24 protein-coding genes and 1 tRNA gene are annotated in these 19198 nt (G+C 68.6%); 8 read left to right on the forward strand and 17 right to left on the reverse strand.

Going from position 1 to position 19198, the window contains the following annotated elements:
* Positions 1–8: 8 nt before the first annotated feature.
* The 6 genes from rpoN to GGR11_RS07980 form a co-directional block, all read right to left on the reverse strand.
* A complete protein-coding gene (gene rpoN / locus GGR11_RS07955; protein ID WP_183196170.1) occupies positions 9–1511 on the reverse strand; it encodes an RNA polymerase factor sigma-54 in 1503 nt (500 codons plus the stop codon).
* A gap of 153 nt (positions 1512–1664) precedes the next feature.
* Positions 1665–2459, reverse strand: a complete 795-nt coding sequence (gene lptB / locus GGR11_RS07960; RefSeq protein WP_183196171.1) for an LPS export ABC transporter ATP-binding protein — start codon at positions 2457–2459, stop codon at positions 1665–1667.
* 39 nt (positions 2460–2498) lie between these two features.
* Positions 2499–3017, reverse strand: coding sequence for an LptA/OstA family protein (locus tag GGR11_RS07965; protein ID WP_183196172.1), 519 nt, complete (start codon positions 3015–3017; stop codon positions 2499–2501).
* Complete coding sequence (gene lptC, locus GGR11_RS07970) at positions 3014–3682, reverse strand: LPS export ABC transporter periplasmic protein LptC (RefSeq protein WP_183196173.1); 669 nt, start codon at positions 3680–3682, stop codon at positions 3014–3016. Before lptC ends, GGR11_RS07965 begins: the two co-directional genes overlap by 4 nt.
* A gap of 7 nt (positions 3683–3689) precedes the next feature.
* Positions 3690–4304 (reverse strand): ribonuclease D, encoded by a 615-nt coding sequence (locus tag GGR11_RS07975; RefSeq protein WP_183196174.1) that lies wholly within the window; start codon positions 4302–4304, stop codon positions 3690–3692.
* Between the two features lie 198 nt (positions 4305–4502).
* Positions 4503–4589 (reverse strand) — tRNA-Leu (locus tag GGR11_RS07980).
* Between the two features lie 213 nt (positions 4590–4802).
* Between GGR11_RS07980 and GGR11_RS07985 the strand changes: the two genes are divergently transcribed.
* Positions 4803–5714: a WecB/TagA/CpsF family glycosyltransferase gene (locus GGR11_RS07985; protein ID WP_183196175.1), complete on the forward strand. Its 912-nt coding sequence runs from the start codon at positions 4803–4805 to the stop codon at positions 5712–5714.
* Between the two features lie 110 nt (positions 5715–5824).
* Positions 5825–7156 carry an FAD/NAD(P)-binding protein gene (locus GGR11_RS07990; protein WP_183196176.1) on the forward strand — a complete coding sequence of 444 codons (1332 nt, stop codon included), beginning with the start codon at positions 5825–5827 and terminating at the stop codon, positions 7154–7156.
* Positions 7157–7178: 22 nt separating this feature from the next.
* Here GGR11_RS07990 and fliE read toward each other — a convergent pair whose 3' ends face one another.
* From fliE to flgB, 3 genes are read right to left on the reverse strand one after another with little or no spacing between them, the layout of a single operon-like run.
* On the reverse strand, positions 7179–7481 hold the full coding sequence (gene fliE, locus GGR11_RS07995) for a flagellar hook-basal body complex protein FliE (RefSeq protein ID WP_183196177.1): 303 nt from the start codon (positions 7479–7481) through the stop codon (positions 7179–7181).
* A 10-nt stretch (positions 7482–7491) separates the two neighbouring features.
* The gene (flgC, locus tag GGR11_RS08000; protein WP_008261179.1) at positions 7492–7878 is read right to left on the reverse strand and encodes a flagellar basal body rod protein FlgC; all 387 of its coding nucleotides are present in this window, start codon (positions 7876–7878) and stop codon (positions 7492–7494) included.
* Positions 7879–7927: 49 nt separating this feature from the next.
* Positions 7928–8335, reverse strand: a complete 408-nt coding sequence (gene flgB, locus GGR11_RS08005; protein WP_035311182.1) for a flagellar basal body rod protein FlgB — start codon at positions 8333–8335, stop codon at positions 7928–7930.
* A gap of 141 nt (positions 8336–8476) precedes the next feature.
* Here flgB and GGR11_RS08010 point away from each other — a divergent pair, with 141 nt between their 5' ends.
* The 3 genes from GGR11_RS08010 to GGR11_RS08020 all read left to right on the forward strand — a co-directional run bounded on the left by GGR11_RS08010 (position 8477) and on the right by GGR11_RS08020 (position 9950).
* On the forward strand, positions 8477–8752 hold the full coding sequence (locus GGR11_RS08010) for a flagellar biosynthetic protein FliO (protein ID WP_183196178.1): 276 nt from the start codon (positions 8477–8479) through the stop codon (positions 8750–8752).
* Positions 8749–9558, forward strand: coding sequence for a flagellar type III secretion system pore protein FliP (gene fliP, locus GGR11_RS08015; protein WP_183196179.1), 810 nt, complete (start codon positions 8749–8751; stop codon positions 9556–9558). Before GGR11_RS08010 ends, fliP begins: the two co-directional genes overlap by 4 nt.
* Positions 9559–9671: 113 nt before the next feature.
* Complete coding sequence (locus GGR11_RS08020; RefSeq protein WP_008263548.1) at positions 9672–9950, forward strand: HU family DNA-binding protein; 279 nt, start codon at positions 9672–9674, stop codon at positions 9948–9950.
* Between the two features lie 36 nt (positions 9951–9986).
* On the opposite strand, the gene GGR11_RS08025 is transcribed toward GGR11_RS08020, so the two are convergent.
* Positions 9987–12845, reverse strand: coding sequence for a tetratricopeptide repeat protein (locus GGR11_RS08025; protein WP_183196180.1), 2859 nt, complete (start codon positions 12843–12845; stop codon positions 9987–9989).
* A 118-nt stretch (positions 12846–12963) separates the two neighbouring features.
* On the opposite strand from GGR11_RS08025, the gene GGR11_RS08030 reads away from it, so the two are divergent.
* Positions 12964–13350 (forward strand): DUF983 domain-containing protein, encoded by a 387-nt coding sequence (locus tag GGR11_RS08030; RefSeq protein WP_183196181.1) that lies wholly within the window; start codon positions 12964–12966, stop codon positions 13348–13350.
* Between the two features lie 96 nt (positions 13351–13446).
* Here the strand turns inward: GGR11_RS08030 and GGR11_RS08035 are convergent, their stop codons facing one another.
* Together GGR11_RS08035 and hmgA are read right to left on the reverse strand one after the other, a co-directional pair.
* The gene (locus GGR11_RS08035; protein ID WP_183196182.1) at positions 13447–13812 is read right to left on the reverse strand and encodes a hypothetical protein; all 366 of its coding nucleotides are present in this window, start codon (positions 13810–13812) and stop codon (positions 13447–13449) included.
* Complete coding sequence (gene hmgA, locus GGR11_RS08040) at positions 13809–15104, reverse strand: homogentisate 1,2-dioxygenase (RefSeq protein ID WP_183196183.1); 1296 nt, start codon at positions 15102–15104, stop codon at positions 13809–13811. The genes GGR11_RS08035 and hmgA overlap by 4 nt, the downstream gene beginning before the upstream one ends.
* Positions 15105–15220: 116 nt before the next feature.
* Between hmgA and GGR11_RS08045 the strand changes: the two genes are divergently transcribed.
* Entirely contained in the window at positions 15221–15736 is a 516-nt protein-coding gene (locus GGR11_RS08045; RefSeq protein WP_183196184.1) for a GNAT family acetyltransferase, read from the forward strand.
* Here GGR11_RS08045 and GGR11_RS08050 read toward each other — a convergent pair.
* A complete protein-coding gene (locus GGR11_RS08050) occupies positions 15733–15990 on the reverse strand; it encodes an Lrp/AsnC ligand binding domain-containing protein (RefSeq protein WP_183196185.1) in 258 nt (85 codons plus the stop codon). The genes GGR11_RS08045 and GGR11_RS08050 overlap by 4 nt on opposite strands.
* A 215-nt stretch (positions 15991–16205) precedes the next feature.
* Between GGR11_RS08050 and GGR11_RS08055 the strand changes: the two genes are divergently transcribed.
* Entirely contained in the window at positions 16206–16886 is a 681-nt protein-coding gene (locus GGR11_RS08055; protein WP_183196186.1) for a bifunctional 4-hydroxy-2-oxoglutarate aldolase/2-dehydro-3-deoxy-phosphogluconate aldolase, read from the forward strand.
* Positions 16887–16893: 7 nt separating this feature from the next.
* On the opposite strand, the gene GGR11_RS08060 is transcribed toward GGR11_RS08055, so the two are convergent.
* From GGR11_RS08060 to GGR11_RS08075, 4 genes are all read right to left on the reverse strand, one after another.
* Positions 16894–17427 (reverse strand): periplasmic heavy metal sensor, encoded by a 534-nt coding sequence (locus GGR11_RS08060; RefSeq protein WP_183196187.1) that lies wholly within the window; start codon positions 17425–17427, stop codon positions 16894–16896.
* Positions 17424–17834, reverse strand: a complete 411-nt coding sequence (locus GGR11_RS08065) for a hypothetical protein (protein WP_183196188.1) — start codon at positions 17832–17834, stop codon at positions 17424–17426. Before GGR11_RS08065 ends, GGR11_RS08060 begins: the two co-directional genes overlap by 4 nt.
* Positions 17831–18415: an RNA polymerase sigma factor gene (locus GGR11_RS08070; RefSeq protein ID WP_183196189.1), complete on the reverse strand. Its 585-nt coding sequence runs from the start codon at positions 18413–18415 to the stop codon at positions 17831–17833. Before GGR11_RS08070 ends, GGR11_RS08065 begins: the two co-directional genes overlap by 4 nt.
* Before the next feature lie 66 nt (positions 18416–18481).
* Positions 18482–19156 carry an EF-hand domain-containing protein gene (locus GGR11_RS08075; protein WP_183196190.1) on the reverse strand — a complete coding sequence of 225 codons (675 nt, stop codon included), beginning with the start codon at positions 19154–19156 and terminating at the stop codon, positions 18482–18484.
* Positions 19157–19198 lie beyond the last annotated feature (42 nt).

The following is a 19198-nucleotide window of genomic DNA, read 5'->3' on the forward strand; positions in this document are numbered from 1 at the left end:
GTCACGCTTCAGCCGGTCTTAAGCATCCTGCGGCGCTCGACGGAGGACGGAATCCTCAAGGCTTCCCGATACTTGGCGACCGTCCTACGGGCTATATCTATGCCCGCCTCCTTAAGGATTTCGACGATCCGATCATCGGACAAAACGTCGCCCCCCACCCCTTCCCCATCGATCATGGTTTTTATCCGGTGGCGGACCGCCTCGGCCGAATGAGTCGAGGCGCCGTCCACCGACTGGATGGCGGCGGTGAAGAAGAATTTCAGCTCGAACACCCCGCGCGGGGTCGAGACATATTTGTTGGAGGTGACGCGGCTGACCGTCGATTCGTGCATGCCGATGGCGTCGGCGACCGTCTTCAGATTCAGCGGCCGAAGGAATTCGACGCCGAAGGCCAGGAAGGCGTCCTGCTGGCGCACGATCTCGGACGAGACCTTCAGAATGGTCTTGGCCCGCTGGTCCAGCGACTTGACCAACCAACTGGCCTGAGCGGCGCATTCGGCGACGAAGGTCTTCTCGGTGTCGGAGCGGGCGCCGGCCTGAACCAGGCCGTGATAGCGTTTGTCGATCAGCAGGCGCGGCAGGGTGTCGGCGTTCAGCTCGACCCGCCAGCCGCCGGCCGGGTCGGGCCGCACATGGACGTCGGGCACCACCGTCTGGGCCGGTTCGCCGCCGAATCCGGCGCCGGGGCGGGGCGTCAGGGCCTTCAGCTCGGCGATCATCTCAGCCAGGTCTTCGCCATCGACGCCGCAGATCTTCTTCAGGCCCGCCAGGTCGCGCCGGGCCAGCAGGTCCAGATGGTCGAGCAGGGCGCCCATGGCCGGATCGAATCGATTGCGCTCGATCAGCTGCAGCTTCAGGCATTCGGGCACCGAACGGGCCATTATCCCGGTCGGCTCGAACCCCTGGCAGACGGCCACCACCGCCTCAATCCGGTCCAGGCTGACGCCGAGGCGATCGGCGAACTCGGCCATTTCGCCGCGCAGATAGCCGCCCTCGTCGGTGGCGTCGATCAGGGTCAGGGCGATGGCGTGGTCGGCGGGCGAGAGACCTGCCGAGGAGGCCTGGGCCTGAAGATGCTCCCACAGGGTCAGCTCGTGGGCGTCGGGGCGTTCGCCATCGCCCTCGAACAGCTGGCCGCCCTTGCCGGCGCTGGACCAGTCGGACAGACCGGGCTGGGCCTCGTCGGTCATGCGGTCGCTGGTGCGTTCGCCAGGGGCGGCGTCGCCGTAGACGTCGTCGGACCCGGCGTCCATCGAGGCGACGGACTCATGGCCGACCCCGTCGCCGAAGGACATTTCGCCGTCTGAAGCGGCGTCGGAAACCGAAACCGGGGCCTCGGGGCCCTCGCCCTCGGGCTCGTCGCGTTGCAGCAGGGGATTACGTTCCAGCTCGGCCTCGACGAACTCCTCGAGCTCGAGGTTCGACAGTTGCAGCAGCTTGATCGCCTGCTGCAGCTGGGGCGTGATGACCAGCCCCTGCCCCTGTCTGATCTCTAGACGTTGCCCGATCACGTTCGAAAATCCTGCCGGTGCGCCAACTGGCCCGGAACTTGCTGTGCAGGATGTGGCCGCACTGGTTAACGCCCGACAAACGACGGTGCGCAGCCGTGCGAATGCGGGCGCAGCGACGGTCAGAGGCCCTGTGTGCGACAGGCCCCGTCGAACTCAGGCGTAGTTTTCGCCCAGATAGACCCGTCGGACCTCGGCGTCGTTGACCGCCTCTTCAGCCGTGCCTTCGAACAGGACCGACCCGCCCGAGATGATCGAGACCCGGTCGGTGATGTCCAGGGTCTCGCGGACATTGTGGTCGGTGATCAGCACGCCGATGCCCTGGTCCGCCAGATAGCGGATGACCGAGCGGATGTCGGCGATGGCCAGGGGGTCGATGCCGGCGAAGGGTTCGTCCAGCAGGATGAAGGACGGCCGGCCCGCCAGGGCGCGGGCGATCTCGACCCGGCGGCGTTCACCGCCCGACAGGCCGGTGGCCGGGGCGTGGCGCAGATGGTCGATGTGAAGCTCGTTCAGCAGGCGGTCGGTCTCGGCCTTCAGCTGATCACGCGGATAGTTGAGCTCGACCACCGCCATGATGTTCTGCTCGACCGTCATGCCGCGGAAGATCGAGGCCTCCTGGGCCAGATAGCCCAGGCCCATGCGGCTGCGCTGGTACATGGGCTGGCTGGTGATGTCCTCGCCGTCCAGCCAGATGCTGCCGGAATCCGGCGGGATCAATCCGGTGATCATGTAGAAACAGGTGGTCTTGCCGGCGCCGTTGGGGCCGAGCAGGCCCGCGACCTCGCCGCGCTGGACGGTCAGGGAGACGTCGCTCACCACCTGGCGCTGGCCGAAGGCGCGGGCGATGTTGCGCACCCGCAGCCCCTTTTCGGCGGCCGAAACCGCCGGTTCCGGCGCGGCCGTCGGCCGGTCGGACAGGTTCAGGGCGGAGAGTTCCTTGCGCGCCAAATCCTCAGATCCCGTTCTTACATCCTGGGCCGGGCGACCTCAGTTGGTTCCGTTGGGATAGAAGACGCCCTGGATGCGGCTGCCGGCGGTCCCGCCGCGCGGGGCGCCCGACATGTTGGCCGCGTCGGTGTTGACGTTATAGACCAGTCGCCCGCCCGTCAGGACGTTCTTGCCCTGGTTCAGGATGACGTTTCCGGTCACGACCAGTTCGCCGTTCGACAGGGTGTAGACGGCGCGGTCTCCGCGCATCGACTGGGTCGGGGTGACGAAATAGACGGTGCCCGTGGCCTCGACCCGCTCCGGATCGCCGGCGGCGTTGCGGAACAGGGTGATAGCCTCGGCCCGCAGACGGTTCTGGCCCTGGGTCACTTCGGCCCGGCCGCGCAGGCTGATGCGTTCGGCGGACTGTTCGCCCGTGTCGGCGCCGAAGGCGATGGGCTGGTTCGAGCTGGCGCCCGCGCTCTGGGCGTCGCCCACGGCCGGCAGGGCCAGCAGGGTCAGGGCCGCCAGCGCCGCAACGGTCCGGGCGTATTGGGTTTTCGCTGTCATCGCCGTCATTCGCCTGATCCCGAGGGATTGATGGTCCCGCTTATCTTGGTGTCGCCAGAGCCGTTGAACACCACGCGCTCGCCCTGATCATAGATCGCATAGGACGAAGCGTTGATGGTTCCAATAGGGCCGGCGCCCTGAACGCCCCGTGAACCGGTGATGATCCCGGTATTGGTGTCGACCACCGCCTCGGGCGTGGTCAGGACGAAGCCGGAGCCGCCGTCCGAAATCCGCACGTTCGGACCGATGGTCACGGTCCTAGCCTGTTCGTTGTAGGTCCCGCCGTCAGCGGTCATTTCGGTGACCTTGCGGCCGCCCAGGTTCAGCTTCAGCGCCGGGCCGACCAGGCGGAAATGACCGGTGGCGGGATCGCGGATCGCACCTTGGGCGCCGACGGTGAAGGCGCGGCCTTGCGCGTCCTGACCATGGAACAGGGGCTTGTCCAGGCGGACCTCCTGGCCCTGGCTGGCCTTGCGCTCGACCCCCGACATGACGGTGCGGAACACGGTCCAGGTCAGGACGCCGCCCGCCAGCACCAGGATAATGATCGGCAGGACGCGGCGGTACAGTTTGACTCGCCGCGAACGCGCCCGCCAGCGCGCACCGGCCAAGACCACCCGGGCCTCGTCCGCGGCGTCCGCCTGGATCCGTGTCTGTTCGCCGGGTTCGGTCAAGCGCGCCTCAGCTATGGGCGAAGATGTCGATCTCGTCCCAGCCGGCGAGATCGAGCGCCGAACGGGTCGGCAGGAAATCGAAACATTGGGCCGCCAGTTCGGCCCGTCCCTCGCGCGCCAGCATCAGGTCGAGCTTGGCGCGGGCGGCGTGCAGATACAGGACGTCCGAGGCGGCGTAATCCAGCTGGGCCTGGGTCAGTTCGGCCGCGCCCCAATCCGACGACTGCTGGGCCTTGGACAGGTCGACGCCGACCGTCTCGCGCACCACGTCCTTCAGCCCGTGGCGGTCGGTATAGGTGCGGGCCAGTTTGGAGGCGATCTTGGTGCAATAGACCGGCCGGGTCTCGACCCCCAGGTGCAACAGGAACATGCCGATGTCGAAGCGGCCGAAATGGAAGATCTTGGTCACCGCCGGATCGGTCAGCAGCCGCTTCAGATTCGGGCAGTCATAATCCGGGCGTTTCAGCCGCACGACATGGGCGTTTCCGTCGCCGGCCGACAGCTGGACCACGCAAAGGGGATCGCGGCGGAAGCGCAGGCCCATGGTCTCGGAATCGATGGCGACGTCCGGTCCCAGGTCCAGATCGTCGGGCAGGTCGCCCTCGTGCAGGTAAACGGTCATGAGCAGGTTCTTACACGGCTGGGGGACGGGACGAAACGGCTTACAGCGCGACGGACGGGCCTCAAGCAGGCGAGCGCCGCGCGCGAGGCGATAGGCCCCAAAACGAAGATGGCCTCAAGCAGCAGAGCGCCGCGCGCGATGCGATAGGCCGAAAAAGCAAACGGCGCCGTGTCCGAAAACACGACGCCGTCTATAATATGGTGCCCAGAAGAGGACTCGAACCTCCACGGCCGTTAAGCCACTGGCACCTGAAGCCAGCGCGTCTACCAATTCCGCCATCTGGGCCCCGTCGGCAGCGCCTTGCGGCGTTTCCATCGGGAAGGCGCGGACCTCTAAGGGAGGGTCCGGGCGGGGTCAACAGGGATTTTTCGTCGGAGGTCGGTTTTATTTCGCAAGCGGGGCGGGAGGCCCCGACGCAGGCGTCGGTCGGACATGGTTGCGGCCCGTTAAGCCTGTTCGCTTACCTCGCTTTGAGAGCCCTGCCCCTATCTGGGTGCGATGGCGGATCCGTCCCGAGTTTCCAAGGCGCACGAGCGGCGCACGACCCCTCGCGCGACCTATCGCAAGCGTCGGCGTCGGCGCGAGCGCGTCCACATGTTCGGCCAGCTGGTCGATCTGGTGAAGCCCGAGGAAGTGCTGCATCACGTCCAGGACGCCGTGGCCGAGGGCCGCAAGAGCGTGGTGGCCAACCACAATCTGCACAGCCTCTACCTGCTCCAGAAACATCCGGAGATGCGGGCCTTCTACGAAATGGCCGAGCTGATCGAGGTCGATTCGACACCGATGATCTGGTTCTCGCGCGCGCTGGGGCTGCACAGCCGGGGGTTTCATCGCTGCACCTATCTGGACTGGCGCGACCATTTCTGGAGCGTCGCGAACCGCAAGGCCTGGCGGGTCATGGCGGTCGGCGGCGCGCCGGGCGTAGGCGAGGAGGCGGCGCGCCGGTTGGGCGCACGCTATCCCAAGACCGAGATCCGCACCCGTCACGGCTTCTTCGACGCCCGCGCAGGATCAGCCGACAACGCCGAAGTCGTCGCGGAGATTCAGGCCTTTCAGCCGCATATCCTGTTCGTCGGCATGGGCATGCCGCGCCAGGAGCTGTGGACCCTGGCCGTGTTCGACGCCCTGCCCGACTGTGTCATCCTGTCGGTCGGCGCCGCCTTCGACTATGAGGCGGGAACCCAGAATCCCGCGCCGCGATGGATGGGCCGCGCCGGGATCGAATGGGCCTATCGCCTGGTGCAGGATCCCCGCCGCCTGTTCCATCGCTATTGCATCGAGCCCTGGACCCTGGCGCCTCTGGCGATCCGCGACCTGCGCGCGGCCCGCCCCCGCATGTCCGGCAAGACGGCCGCCCGGGGCGCGGACTTCGGCGCACCTCCGACCCGCAATTTTCCGCACGTAACCTGACGCCCATATTCCTACTTGGCAGATAGGCATTAATCGCCATGATCGAGCCATCTGTCACCCGCCATATCAGGGTGAACGACCTCGCAAGAGGGTGCGAAACGGGAGCGTCGATGCCGCAACACCACGGACCGCACGTCGCGATCATCGGCGCAGGTTTCAGCGGTCTGCTCACCGCGATCCAGTTGCTGAGGCAGTCGCCCGAGACGCGGGCGACGCTGATCGAACGGCGCGACGCCTTCGGACCCGGCGTCGCCTATGACACCGGCAATCCCGGCCATCTGCTGAACGTCCGCCTGGACAATATGAGCGCCTTTCCCGACCAGCCGGGCCATCTGGCCGACTGGCTGGCGGAACAGCCGTCGTGGCGCGCCCAGGACGGCTTCATCACCCGCGGCATGTACGGCGACTATCTGCGCCATCTGCTGGCCGAGACCCTGGACGGGGCGACGGAACGGCTGAGGCTGGTGCGCGGCGAGGCGCGGGCGATCCAGAGAACGGACGACGCCTGGCGGATCACGGTCGGCGAAGACGTCGTCACGGCGGACGCGGTGGTCCTGGCCCTGGGCAATCTCGAGCCCGCGTCTCCGCCGGGGGTCGATGCGGCGGTGCGGGCCTCGTCGGCCTATGTCGAGAACCCCTGGCGTATCGACGCCGAAACGGTGGGCGCGGCGCGCAGCATCCTACTGATCGGCTCGGGCCTGACCATGGTCGACGCGGCCCTGACCCTGCAGCGGCCGGGCCGGCGCTTCACCGCCCTGTCGCGCCATGGTCTGCTGCCGCGCGGCCACGCCACGGTTCCGCCGCCGACCTTCCCCGGCGACTTCTCCGGCGGTCCGTCCGAGGTGCTGGCCCAGGTGCGGCGCGCGACCCTGACCCATGACTGGCGCGCGGTGTTCGACCGGTTGAGACACAGGGCCCGCGACCTGTGGCGTGATTGGACGCCGGACCAGAAGCGTCGGTTCCTGCGCCACCTGCGCCCCCTGTGGGACGTTCACCGGCACAGGATGTCGCCAGGCACGACGCGCGAGATCGCCTCGATGCTCGCCTCGGGAGACCTGACGGTGCTGGCCGGCAAGCTGACGGGCGCGGTTCTGGACGATGGAAAGATCGAGGCGGCCTGGCGTCCGCGCCATCGTCGCCGTTCGATCCGCGACCGGTTCGATCTTGTGATCAACTGCACCGGCCCGTTGGGCGTGATCCAGCACAGCGCCGAACCGGTGATCCGCGACCTGCTGACCCGGGGCTACGGCCGTCCCGATCCGCTGGGCCTGGGGCTGGAGGTCGATGACGGCGGTCAGTTGATCGCCGTCTCGGGCGCCCGGACGCCGGGCCTGTACGCCATAGGCCCGCTGACGCGCGGCGCCTTCTGGGAAATGACCGCGGTGCCGGACCTGCGCGGACAGGCGCGTGATCTGGCGGGGGTTCTGGCGACGCGCGGCTGAGTCTGGCCTGCGCGCCGGCGGATCAGATCGGCATGGCCATGATTTCCTTGTAGGCGGAAATCACCTGGTCGCGGACGGACATCACGGTTTCCAGCGACGCCTCGGCCGAGCTGAGGGCCGTGACCACGTCGATCAGATTGCCGTTGCCCTGGATCGACTGAGTCATCTGGGTCTCGGCCGAGCGCGACTGCTGGGTCATGTCGGTCATGGCGTTCTTGACCAGATCGGCGAAGCCGTTGTCGCCGGAGGCGGGCGGCTGCGCCGCCGTGGGCATGGCGCTGCCCTGAACGGCGGCGTAGGCGCGGGCGGCCATCATCGGGTTCATGGCCTAGTCCTCAGCGTTTGATGATGTCGAGGGTGCGGCTGTCCATGGACCGCGCCGTCTCGATGACGTTCAGATTGGCTTCGTAGGCGCGCTGGGCTTCGCGCATGTCCATGGCTTCCACCAGGGTGTCGACATTGGGCCGCATCACATAGCCCTGGGCGTTGGCCGCCGGGTGCGAGGGGTCGTAGTCCATCTTGAACTCGCCCTGGTCGGGCCGGACCTCGGCCAGGGTGACGCCGGTCGCGCCGTCGACCTCGCGCGCCTGGAAGACCGGGATCTGGCGACGATAGGGCTCGCCGCCGGGGGTGCGGGCGGTGGACTGGGCGTTGGCGATGTTCTCGGCGATGACGCGCATGCGCGACTGCTGGGCCTTGAGGGCCGAGGCCGCCACCGCCATGGCGCTGTTCGAGGGGGGGATGGGATCAGGCATGGATCAGTCCTTCGTCTCAGCCCGCGCCAGGCTTGCGCGCGGCCATGCGGAGCATGGACATGGATTTCTGGTAGAAGCCGATGGCGGCGTCATAGGCCATGCGGCTCTCGGCCATCTTCAGCATCTGCTCCTCGACCACCACCGAGTTGCCGTCGAGCGTGGTCTCGGAGTCCGGCGACTTGGTCGGGTCGAACCGAGGCGCGCTGACGGCCGGGGCGATATGGGCGCGGTTGGTGCGGACGACCTGAAGCCCCCCGCCCGAACGCAGGGCGGCGGCGAAGTCGGTCGGCTGTTTCAGATCGCGGCCGACGAAGCCGGGCGTGTCGGCGTTGGCCACGTTCTCGGCGATGAGCTTCTGGCGCTCGTCCAGCCAGCCCAGCCGGCCCTTGATCTGCCCCAGCAGCGGTATGTCGGCGACGCCCATGGCGATCTCCCGTGCGACGCGGATGCGCGCGATGGGCAGAAAATGCCGCCTGCATGGTTAACAGGCCGTTATCTAAACCCATCGTTAACCGTGGTGGTTAAGACTTGAGGAACAGCGCCGACTGCGCGGGGCCTTAAGCGTATGAATTTCCTCGATCTCGCCCGCGCCGTCTTCGGCCTGGCCTTCACCCTGGGCCTGATCGGCCTGGCCGCCTATGCGGCGCGTCGCTATGCGCCGCAGCTGATGGCCAAGCTGAACGCCCAGCGCGGCGAACGGCGGATGCAGGTGGTCGAGACCCTGGTGCTGGACCCCGCGCGCCGGCTGGTCCTGGTGCGGATCGATGCGGAAGAGCGGCTGATCCTGCTGGGCGAAGGCCGCGAACTGATCGAGCCGCGCCAGACGGAGATCTTCAAGTGAAGGGGATTTTCACGATCCCCACGGGCGCCGAGCTGAAGCGCGCGGCCCTGCTGTCGCTGTTCACCACCCTGGTCTGCCTGGCCTGGCCCCTGGCGGCCTTCGCCCAGGACGCGGCGGCGGGCGGGTCGGCGATCAATATCGACCTGGGCAGCGGCGCGGGCCTGACGCAGCGGGTGGTGCAGCTGGTCGGGCTGATGACCGTGCTGTCGCTGGCGCCCTCCATCGTCATCATGACCACCAGTTTCGTGCGAATCGTCGTGGTCCTGTCGCTGTTGCGGACGGCGCTGGGGATGCAGCAGTCGCCGCCGAACGCCGTCCTGGTGTCCCTGGCCCTGTTCCTGAGCGCCATCGTCATGGCCCCGACCTGGCAGGACGCCTATGATTCGGGCATCCGTCCGCTGCTGGATCAGCAGATGGAACTGCCCCAGGCCTTCGATGCGGCGTCGGAACCTGTGAAAACCTTCATGCTGGCTCAGGTGGACCGCGGAGACCTGGCCCTGTTCACCCGTCTGAGCCGTGTGGAGGCCCCGACCAACCTGCAGGAGCTGCCCCTGCGCGTGGTCACGCCGGCCTTCATGATCAGCGAGCTGAAGAAGGCGTTCGAAATCGGATTTCTCCTTTTCGTTCCGTTCCTTGTGATCGATCTGGTGGTCGCCAGCGTGCTGATGTCCATGGGTATGATGATGCTGCCTCCGGTGGTGGTGTCCCTGCCGTTCAAGCTGATCTTCTTCGTGCTGGTGGACGGCTGGAGACTGGTCGCCGGCAGCCTGGTCGAGAGCTTCCAGCGGGCGTCCGGAACCGGATAATCCCCGCCCCATAAGGCTTTGCGCCTTTTACCCGCTTGCAATGCCGGACGAAATCCGTGTTGATCCACCGGTCCTCGCCCTGAATCGGGCGACTAACACTGGAAACGCTTCTTATGACCACTCAAGCCGAACTGATCGCCGCCGTCGCCAAGGACGCCGGTGTCTCGCAGGCCGACGCCGGCAAGGTGCTGACCGCCATCGTCGAAAACATCCACGCCAGCCTGAAGGCCGGCGGCGACGTGCGCATCTCGAACCTGGGCGTCTTCGACACCGCCGCCCGCGCCGAGCGTGAAGGCCGCAACCCCGCCACGGGCGCGACCATCAAGATCGCCGCCTCCAAGGCCGTCCGCTTCCGCGTCTCGAAGCCGCTGAAGGACGCCGTCAACGGCTAAGGTTTTTCCGGTCCCCTCGGGGACCGATCAACCGATTCAACGGGCGGGGGTCGCAGGGCGATTCCCGCCCGTTTCCTTTCGGAAGTCCTGTTTGGCGGCGTTGACCCAGCCGACGAAGGTGTCGGCGTTGGCCGACAGGGCGGCGAAGTCGTTCGCTCCCGCCAGACCCGCCAGATTGTCGTCCAGGGCCACGCGGATCGCATTGGCCGACCGCGCCCGGGGGATGAAGGGCGAATATTGGCCGCGCAGACGATCCAGGGCGGCGGGGTTTCCACTCAGCGAATAGCCGACGCCGGCGCGAATCAGCCAGCTTTCCTCGGCCGGGGTCAGGGGCGCATCCGCCTGCTTGTAACGGTCGCCCAGACGCGCTTCGTACAGGGGCGCGGCCTCGGCCCACTTCTGCTGTTTCCACAGGATGTCGCCGCGCACCTCGCGCGCCGGGCCGGACTGGTCGCGGTCCAGAACCTCCAGGGCGTGATCGTAGCGGCCCAGATCCATCAGGGCGCGGGCCTCCAGCGCCCGACGCTCGCTGTTGATGGCGTTGGGCAGCAGGGTGGTGCGCGAGCCCCAGATGGCCTGCAACGCCTTCTCCGGCTGACGGTCCATCAGATAGACGGTGGCCAGATCGGTGGCGACCTGGGCCTTGGCCACCCCGTCCAGACGCTCGTCCACCTGGTGTTTCAGCAGTTCGGCGGCCTGGTCCAGCAGGTCGACGTCGATCAGGCGGCGCGACAGACGGCGCACCATCTCGTCGCCGTCGGCGCCGATGGGGGTCAGTTCGCGGAAATCATAGAACAGCGCCAGGGCCTGAACCGGCTGCAAGCCGTCAGCCGCCCCTTCCAGGAACAGGGCGCGGAAGGCGTTGGACTGGTCGGCGTAGATCTCGGCGGCGCCGGGCACCCCGGACATCCGCTTGCCGGCGCCGCGCAGGGCGTCCAGGGCCTCGCGATAGCGCCCCTGCTGAAGATAGAGGTCGGCCAGTTTGCGGATGACGGCCAGTTCGGTGGCGTCGCCGCGCCAGCGCCACTTCAACTGCTCAAGCTGCTGGGCCGCCTGATCCGGCGTCAGGACGCCCTTGTCCAGCTCCAGACCGATGGCGCCCAGTTTGGCGGGGGTGGCGATGCCGTCCAGCGGCGCGCGGGCCACGGCCTTGTACACCGCCAGCGCCCGGTCCTTGTCGCCGGACAGTTCGAACAGCCGCGCCTGGACCACGCGCGCGGTCAGCTGATCGGCGGCCGAGGCGTTCTGGCTGAAGACATAGGCCAGCAGCTGGCGCGCGGCCGGCAGGTCGTTCGTCTGGATGGCGGCCAGGGCGTGGGCTGCGCCGAAGCGGGCGCGCCATTCCTTGGGGAAGTCGTCGATGACCGAGGCGCCGGCGGCGAAGGCGCGGCGCGCCCCCTCCCAGTCGCCCTGTTCGGCGGCGATATAGCCCTGCCAGACCTTGGCGGCGGGATCGTTGGACAGGGCCGAGCCGGCGAAATCGGCCTGGGCCTCCTCCAGACGGCCGACGCCGACGCGGGCGGCGCCGCGCAGGCCGCGCACCTCGGGCTCGCCCTGCATGTTGGGAGCCTTGGCGACCAGGGCGTTGATGACGCCGATCGCCTCATAGTTCAGGCTGGACCCGACCAGGAAACGGGCCAGGGCCATGCGCGCCGCGATGGGCGCGCGGGGATTGTCGGTTCCGGCGATGGTTTCCTGAGCCGCCGCATCCTGAAGGCGGCGATAACGTTGCGAGAAGCCGTCCTCGCCTGCCGTCCCCCATTCCTCCAGGATCAGGGCCGGATAGGCCGCCGGCTTCGGCGCGTCATCCTCACGGGCGGCCGCCTCCAGCGTCGCCGACGGCGGCGACAGGGTCAGGCCCTGCGGGCGGCTGAGGGTGACCAGATCGCCCGCCGCCTCGATCTTCAGATCGTCGGTCGTGGTCTCGACCGCCAGGCCCTGGGCGGTGGGGATCAGGCTGAGATCGACGGTGCTGCGCGTACCCGAGAACCCCTTGCCGGGCGCCAAGGCGGTGACGGCGGCGAAACGGTCGCCGACCAGGGGATCCGTCAGCCAGACGGTCTTGGTCGCGCCCGCCATCCGCGCCACCAGGGTGGCCGAGCCGTCGTCGGAGCGGTCGATTTCGACGCCCGAGGCGCCGGCGGGCGGACCGCCGATGGTCACGGTCCAGGTTCCGCCCTGCCCTTCGGCCGCCACAGGCAGGCCGTCGGGAGCGGCGATGCGGACGGCGGTGTAGTCAGGGCCGGCGGCCCAGCGGGCGTCCTTGGCCGGACCCAGGGCCTTGGCGCCGGTCAGGTCCATCTTGGCGGCGGTGTCGAACACGACCCAGACGGCCTCGCCCCGGCGGAAGACGGCGGCGCCGACCGGCGCGCCCCACTGGAAGGTCAGGACCGTCTTGTCCGGCGTCGAGACGGCGCGGACGGGCACGACGGAATTGACGGCGGCCGCCCGTTCTTCCGACGTCGGCTCGGGCGCCTTGCCCGGCGCGTAGAGGTTCAGCCAGACCGCGCCGTCAGCTGCGCCGGACCGGGCGTCGGCGCCCTCGGCCAGGGTGATGACCAGATCGGTCGTTCCGCCCCGCGCCAGCCGCGTCTCGACGGCCTTGACCCCCTCCGGCGGATCGACGCGCAGGCGCGAGACGTCCGGCGCGGCCGAGACGCCCAGGCGGACGATCACCTTGTCGCCCTCGCGCCGGACCTGGCTACGCGCGCCGATGACGCCGCCGAATTCGACACGGGTGAATTCGCTGGATTGGCCGATGCTGATCGACAGCGGATCGCGCGACCGGCCGGCTTCCTGGGCGAGCGGCGCCAGTGGCGCGAACACGACCGCGCCGGCCGCGGCGGCGGCCACGGTCGACTTCAGGATACGCTTGCTGTGCGGGGTCCCGGACATATCCGTCGAGCCTTGCCCCACAAGCTCTTTAATCACGGTTAACCGACATTGACCGGGATTCTACAGATAGGACGGTTCGTCCGGCGACAGGCGGCGCGATCCGGCCCATGATGGGGCCATGACCGATTATCCGCGCCTGAGCACCTTGAAGACCGGCCTGGCCTGTCGCTGTCCCCGCTGCGGCGAGGGGGCGCTGTTCAAAGGCTATCTGACCCTGCGCGAATCCTGCCCGAAATGCGGGCTGGACTATGGGTTCGCCGATCCGGCCGACGGCCCCGCCTTCTTCGTCATGACGGCGGTGGGCCTGGTCGGGATGATCCTGCTGATGGTCTTCGACTTCAGCGTGAAGCCGCCCATCTGGGTGCACGCAGTCGTGACCCTGCCGATCCTGGTGATCATGTGCCTGGGCTGCCTGCGGCCGTTCAAGGCCTGGCTGGTGGCGGAGCAGTTCATCCACAAGGCCGCCCCGCCGGAGTTCTCCAGCAACGGCAAGCACGGGGACTGAGGCTAGAGAAGCCGGGTTCCCTCTCAATCCGTCATCCTCGCCACGAGGGCGAGGATGACGGTTATGGGGCTGAGGGGCTCGCCCGGAACCTTTGCCTCAGTCGATGCAGAGCGTCGGGCCGGCCTTGCCGTCCTCGACCGGCGTATTGCAGCCGAAACGGTCGCTGTCAGCCTGGCAGACGCCGGTCGTGGCCGCGCCTGGCGCGATGCCGCTGTTGCCTTCCACGCGGCAGTCGCCCTGGCATTGATCGCCGTCGGTGCAGGACTTGCCCGCGTCGGCGTAGCTGATCACGCACTGCCAGGACTGCATCCGGCCGACCTGTTTCATCGTGCCGCCGCGCGTGGCGCAGGCCGAGGCCTCGGCGCTCTGCATCGGGGCGTCCGAGCCGGCGCCCGTCGTGGTCTGGGGGGTGCAGGCGGCGGCCAGCAGGGCGGCGGCGGCGATGAGGGAAATGCGGATCATTTGACCTGTCCTTTGGTGAAGCCCGACCAGACATCGTCATAGTCGAGCTGCATCTGGGGTGATTCTGACGCCCATTTCGTGACACGGATCGGGGCCCGGGTCTCGAACATGAAGGCCAGGGTGTCAGTGATCTTGTGCGGTTTCAGTTCCGCCTGGATCGCGCCTTCATAGCTGGCCTGATCCGGGCCATGGCCGCTCATCCGGTTGTGCAGACTGGCGCCGCCGGGGGCGAAGCCGCCGGCCTTGGCGTCATAGGCGCCGGTCACCAGACCCATGAACTCGCTCATGACGTTGCGGTGGAACCACGGCGGGCGGAAGGTGTGCTCGGCCACCATCCAGCGCGGCGGGAAGATGACGAAGTCGATATTGGCCGTACCCGGCGTCTCGGACGGGCTGGTCAGGACGGTGAAGATCGACGGATCGGGGTGGTCGTAGCTGACGGTGTTGATCGTGTTGAACCGCGCCGTGTCATAGCGGCAGGGCGCCAGATTGCCGTGCCAGGCCACCACGTCCAGCGGGCTGTGCGCAAAGGTCGTGGCCCACAGACGGCCGCCGTACTTCTGGACGCACTGGGTCGGGTGATCGACGTCCTCATAGGCCGCGACGGGCGTCTCGAAGTCGCGCGGATTGGCCAGGCCGTTGGCGCCGATCGGCCCCAGGTCCGGCAGGCGGAACGGGCTGCCGTAGTTCTCGCAGACGTAACCCCGAACGGGTCCGTCGATCTCGACGCGGAAGCGGACGCCGCGCGGGATCAGGACGACATGGCCGGGTTCGGCCTCGATCACCCCCATCTCGGTGACAAAGCGATGCGCGCCTTGCTGGGGCACGATCAGCAGTTCGCCGTCGGCGTCGTAGAAGACCCGGTCGGTCATCGAGCGATTGGCGACATACAGATGGATGCCCGCCCCGGCCCCGGCGTCGGGCTCGCCCGCGCCGCCGTAGGTGACGAGCCCCTCGACCCAGTCGGTGGCGGTCTCGGGGATGGGCAGCGGGTCCCAACGCATCCGGTTGGGATTGGGCGGGGTCTCGTCGAAGGGGCCGGAGCGGAGGCGGCCCTGGTCGAAGGCGACATAGGGGCCGTGCTGGGCCGAGGGGCGCAGGCGGTAAAGCCAGCTGCGGCGGTTCTCGGCGCGCGGGGCGGTGAAGGCCGTGCCGGACAGCTGTTCGGCGTACAGGCCCATCGGCGTCTTCTGCGGCGAGTTCTGGCCCACGGGCAGGGCGCCGGGTGCAGCCTCGGTGGCGAAGTGATTGCCGAAACCGGTCAGATAGGCGGGCGCGTTGGATCGCGTCATGTGCGTGGTCTCCCTATTCCTTCCGTTTAGCCGGGGCGGCGACCGTCGTCACCCTTTCACCCCTGCAACAGCTTGGCCGTTCGCGCGTTGACAGCCGCCAAGGGAGCCGTACCGCCATGACCTATCTGACCCGCGCCGTCTTCGGCTTCGCCAGTCTTCTGCTGCTGCTTTCGGCCATGGCCCTGATTGGATTCGGCGTGAAGGACGCGCTGGAGGGGATCGGCCGGCCGGACCAGTCCGGGGCGGACGCGGTGCTGGACATGCTGGGCTATGTCATCGTCGCCATCGCCGTGTTCGACGTGGCGAAATACATCTTCGAGGACGAGGTGCGGCGCGGCAACGAACGGCGCAGCGCCGCCGAGGCCCGACGCAGCCTGACCAAGTTCCTGTCCACCATCGTCATCGCCCTGTTCCTGGAGGCGCTTGTGGTCGTGTTCAAGACGGCGCGCGAGGATGTGGCCCTGCTGATCTATCCCGCCGCCCTGCTGATCGCGGCGGTGCTGGTGCTGGTGGGCCTGGGCGCCTTCCAGCGCTTCTCTGCGACGGTCGAGGAGAAGGTCGGCGACGACGACGAGGCCGAAGAGCGCAAGGACGAGGTCAAGCGTAAGGCGGGGGCCGCCCGCAAGACCTAGGCCGACTTGGGCAGGAAGGGCGAGAAGGTGATGACGGTGAAGGTGTCGCGGACATGCGGCCGGGTCTGGACCTGTTTGGTGACGAAGGTCCCGATGTCGGCGTCGCGCGGCAGGTTGAACTTGGCCAGCAGGTCGTGCTGGCCCGAGGTGGAATAGACCTCCGACACGTTCTCGACATTGTCCACGATGTCGGCCGCCACATCGTTGGCGTAGCCCAGCTCGGTTTTGATGAAGACGAAGATGGCGGTCATCATGGCGGGGGCTCCTGTTGCTGGCCCGCGTCCTAAACCGTTTTGGACGCGGCGTCGAAGACGTCGGATGAAACAATATGTTCCGCCGCAGCGCCACGAACCCGGCCGCGCGGCTTTCGCTTTCGGCGGCGGCTGGGATAAGCAGGGGGCGAGGCCGGGCGACCGGTCGGTGCAACACAGGCGTTCCGGCGCGGCTCGGGACAGGCGGAGATTAAGACATGGCCCATGATCGCGTCAGCGTGCTTCAGGCGCTCGAGACCCAGGGCGTCTGCCCCGTCTTCTATCATCCCGATCCCGAGGTCAGCCTGAACGTCATCCGCGCCTGCGCACGCGGCGGGGCGCCGGTGGTCGAGTTCACCAATCGCGGCGACTTCGCCTGCGACCTGTTCGGCGAGATCAATCGCGAACTGATCAGGACCGACCCGGAGGTGGTGCTGGGCATCGGCTCGGTGGTCGACAGCGGCACGGCCTCGCTCTACCTGAACCGGGGCGCGCGCTTTGTGGTCAGCCCCTGCCTGGTCCCCGACGTGGCCAAGGTCTGCAACCGGCGCATGGTGGCCTATTTCCCCGGCTGCGGCTCGGTGACGGACATCGGCGAGGCGCACGAGCTGGGCTGCGACATCGTCAAACTGTTCCCCGGTTCGTCGGTCGGTGGGCCGGACTTCGTCAAGGCGATCAAGGGACCGATGCCCTGGGTCAAGATCATGCCGACCGGCGGGGTCGATCCGGACGAGGCCTCGATCGCCAAATGGTTCGGCGCCGGCATCGTGGCGGCGGGCATGGGCTCCAAGCTCGTGACCGACGAAGCCGTCAAGTCGGGCGACTGGGCCGCCATCGAGGCCAAGGTCCGCGCCACCGTGGACGCCGTCGTCGCCTATCGGGCCTCGAACAAGGGCTGAACCCGCCTCAGCCCGGACCGTCGGGGCCGTCCGGTCCCGGCGGCGGGGGCGCGGCGTTGCGACCGGGGGCGGGCGTCTGGTGGCCAGGACCGGGGCCGCGCCGCCGCAGCAGGCCAGACAGGACCTTGCGGTCCTCGACGTCCAGGTTTTCCAGCATGGCGATGGCCTCGCCTTCCAGCCGGGCGCGGCCGCGCATCTCGGCCGTGCGCGACTGATCCAGCAGGGCCTGGACCCGGACCGCGTCCATCCGGGGCTCGGACGCCGCCTGGACTGCTTGGGCCCGCGCCGCGCGGGCGGCCTCGAAATCGGGCCGGGCGGCGAGCGCAGCGGCCCGCATCCTGGCGCGAACGTCGCGCCGGACCTCAGGCTGCAGCTGGGCGATCACCTCGCGGAAGGGACCGTGGCGCGCGGGACCGCGCAGTTCGGCGACCCGTTCGTCCACCCTGGCCCGGCTGACGGCGAAGGCGACCCCGCCGGCCAGGGCGAACAGGTTCAGGGCCACCGACACCGCCAGGGCGATCTTCAGGCTGCGTCCGCTCATCCCAGAACCTCCGTATCGTCCACCTCGACCAGGGTGGATTGGTAAAGCACCGCGTCGGCCCGCTCGTCGGCGGTGACATGGGTGGTCAGACCCACGCCCGCGACCACGCCGGCGCAGGCGGCCGCCGCCCAGCCCGCGCCCAGGAACAGGGCGATCCGGTCAAGATGATAGCGGCGGGTCTTCGCTTTCGGCGCGGCGGCCAGCAGGCGCGCCGTCAGATCGGCCGAGGGCGTTGGGGCGGCCGAAGCGTCCAGCAGGGCGTCGAGCGCCGCCGCCTGGGCCAGCACCGTCTTCAACGACGGATCGGCGGCGATCAGGCTTTCGGCGAAGACGCGTTCAGACGCGGGCCACCGACGCAGGTCGGCGCCGTAAGCCTCCGCCAGAGCGTGCAACCGATCCGCCTTCATCGTCCGACTCCCTTAGTCATCCCTGGCTTCATCCCCGGCGCGAGGTCCGCCAGGGCTAGACGCAATGCGCGGCGTCCGCGCGACAACAAACTCTCCAGCGCCTCGACGCTGATGCTCATCAGGGCGGCCGCCTCGATATTGGTCAGCTCCTGATAATGACACAGGACCAACGCCTCGCGCTGGCGGTCGGGCAGGCGTTTCAGCGCCCCATCCACCCGCGCGCCCGTCTCGGCCGCCAACAGGCCGCGATCCGGCGCCGGACCGTCGTCCGGGCGATCCGGCGGCGTCTCCGTGGGGATCTCGCGCCGTCGTCGCAGCCGATCGTAGCAGAGGTTCAGCGCCACCCGATGCAGCCAGGTGTCGAACTTGGCCTGGCCGGGGGTCCATTTGGACGCCTGTCGCCAGGCCTTCAGCAGGGTCTCCTGGGCCACGTCCTCGGCCTCGGCGGCGTCGCCCAGCATGCGTTGGGCCAGGGCCAGGATGCGCGGCAGCTTGCGCGACACAAGCGTCTGCGCGGCCGCCGGGTCGCCCTGACCCACACGGCGCACCAGATCCTCGTCGGGGTCGACGATCGCGACCAAACCCGCCTCTTCCGCTGCTGACGAAAGGGACCGATTCGCCCAGGACGGCCGACCCCGACACCGTTCTTACTCCGAAGCCGGAGCCGGGGAAGCCGGTTGTTGCGCCGGACGGACGGCGCGGCGTTGCTGACGCTCGGCCCCACGCTCGGCCCGGCGTTCCGCACGATGGGCGGTCATGGCGGCCCGGCGCTCGTCGGCGGTGACCACGCCGTTGCGGTCGGCGTCCATCTTGTCGAACTGCTCGCCCAGTTTGGCGGCGACCTCGGAGATCACCACGGGGCCGCGTTCACGACCTTCGGGACCGCGCATGGCGTGACGGGGACCGCCGCGAGGACCGGACCGGGCGCGCTCAGGACCGGGGCCGCGTTCGGCCCGGTCAGGACGGGCGGCGTGACCGGCGTCGAACTCCGCGCGGCTGATGGAGCCGTCGCCGTTGGCGTCCAGCGTGGCGAAGCGGTCGTCGGCCCGCTCGGCGCGCTTGGCCTGCATTGCGGCCTCACGCTCGGCCACGCTGACCGTGCCGTCGCGGTCGGCGTCCAGCGCGGTCAGGCGGGCGACGCGGGCCTCGATGAAGGCGGCGCGGGTCAGGTCGGCGTCCCGGTCTGCGGGTCCGCGCGCATGGGGCGGCGAGGGGCCGTCGGCCGGGGGCGGCGGAACCTGGGCGGTGGCGACCCCGGCGCCGGCGCCGAGGACGGCGGCCAAGGCCATGGCGCTGAAGCCGTTCAGAACGATGTTTCTCATCTCGATAATCTCCTCGAACCGCGTTGAGCGGTCGTTGACAGC

It is taken from the genome of Brevundimonas mediterranea, from assembly GCF_014196125.1.
GTDB lineage: Bacteria > Pseudomonadota > Alphaproteobacteria > Caulobacterales > Caulobacteraceae > Brevundimonas > Brevundimonas mediterranea.

Bases quoted from the DNA above. Each gene is read 5' to 3' on its own strand.
- GGR11_RS07965 (WP_183196172.1), bottom strand. From the start codon at position 3,017: ATGACGGCGATGACAGCGAAAACCCAATACGCCCGGACCGTTGCGGCG.
- GGR11_RS07975 (WP_183196174.1), bottom strand. From the start codon at position 4,304: ATGACCGTTTACCTGCACGAGGGCGACCTGCCCGACGATCTGGACCTG.
- GGR11_RS07985 (WP_183196175.1), top strand. From the start codon at position 4,803: ATGGCGGATCCGTCCCGAGTTTCCAAGGCGCACGAGCGGCGCACGACC.
- GGR11_RS07990 (WP_183196176.1), top strand. From the start codon at position 5,825: ATGCCGCAACACCACGGACCGCACGTCGCGATCATCGGCGCAGGTTTC.
- fliE (WP_183196177.1), bottom strand. From the start codon at position 7,481: ATGAACCCGATGATGGCCGCCCGCGCCTACGCCGCCGTTCAGGGCAGC.
- flgC (WP_008261179.1), bottom strand. From the start codon at position 7,878: ATGGCGGTGGCGGCCTCGGCCCTCAAGGCCCAGCAGTCGCGCATGCGC.
- flgB (WP_035311182.1), bottom strand. From the start codon at position 8,335: ATGGGCGTCGCCGACATACCGCTGCTGGGGCAGATCAAGGGCCGGCTG.
- GGR11_RS08010 (WP_183196178.1), top strand. From the start codon at position 8,477: ATGAATTTCCTCGATCTCGCCCGCGCCGTCTTCGGCCTGGCCTTCACC.
- GGR11_RS08020 (WP_008263548.1), top strand. From the start codon at position 9,672: ATGACCACTCAAGCCGAACTGATCGCCGCCGTCGCCAAGGACGCCGGT.
- GGR11_RS08025 (WP_183196180.1), bottom strand. From the start codon at position 12,845: ATGTCCGGGACCCCGCACAGCAAGCGTATCCTGAAGTCGACCGTGGCC.
- GGR11_RS08030 (WP_183196181.1), top strand. From the start codon at position 12,964: ATGACCGATTATCCGCGCCTGAGCACCTTGAAGACCGGCCTGGCCTGT.
- GGR11_RS08035 (WP_183196182.1), bottom strand. From the start codon at position 13,812: ATGATCCGCATTTCCCTCATCGCCGCCGCCGCCCTGCTGGCCGCCGCC.
- hmgA (WP_183196183.1), bottom strand. From the start codon at position 15,104: ATGACGCGATCCAACGCGCCCGCCTATCTGACCGGTTTCGGCAATCAC.
- GGR11_RS08045 (WP_183196184.1), top strand. From the start codon at position 15,221: ATGACCTATCTGACCCGCGCCGTCTTCGGCTTCGCCAGTCTTCTGCTG.
- GGR11_RS08050 (WP_183196185.1), bottom strand. From the start codon at position 15,990: ATGATGACCGCCATCTTCGTCTTCATCAAAACCGAGCTGGGCTACGCC.
- GGR11_RS08055 (WP_183196186.1), top strand. From the start codon at position 16,206: ATGGCCCATGATCGCGTCAGCGTGCTTCAGGCGCTCGAGACCCAGGGC.
- GGR11_RS08060 (WP_183196187.1), bottom strand. From the start codon at position 17,427: ATGAGCGGACGCAGCCTGAAGATCGCCCTGGCGGTGTCGGTGGCCCTG.
- GGR11_RS08065 (WP_183196188.1), bottom strand. From the start codon at position 17,834: ATGAAGGCGGATCGGTTGCACGCTCTGGCGGAGGCTTACGGCGCCGAC.
- GGR11_RS08075 (WP_183196190.1), bottom strand. From the start codon at position 19,156: ATGAGAAACATCGTTCTGAACGGCTTCAGCGCCATGGCCTTGGCCGCC.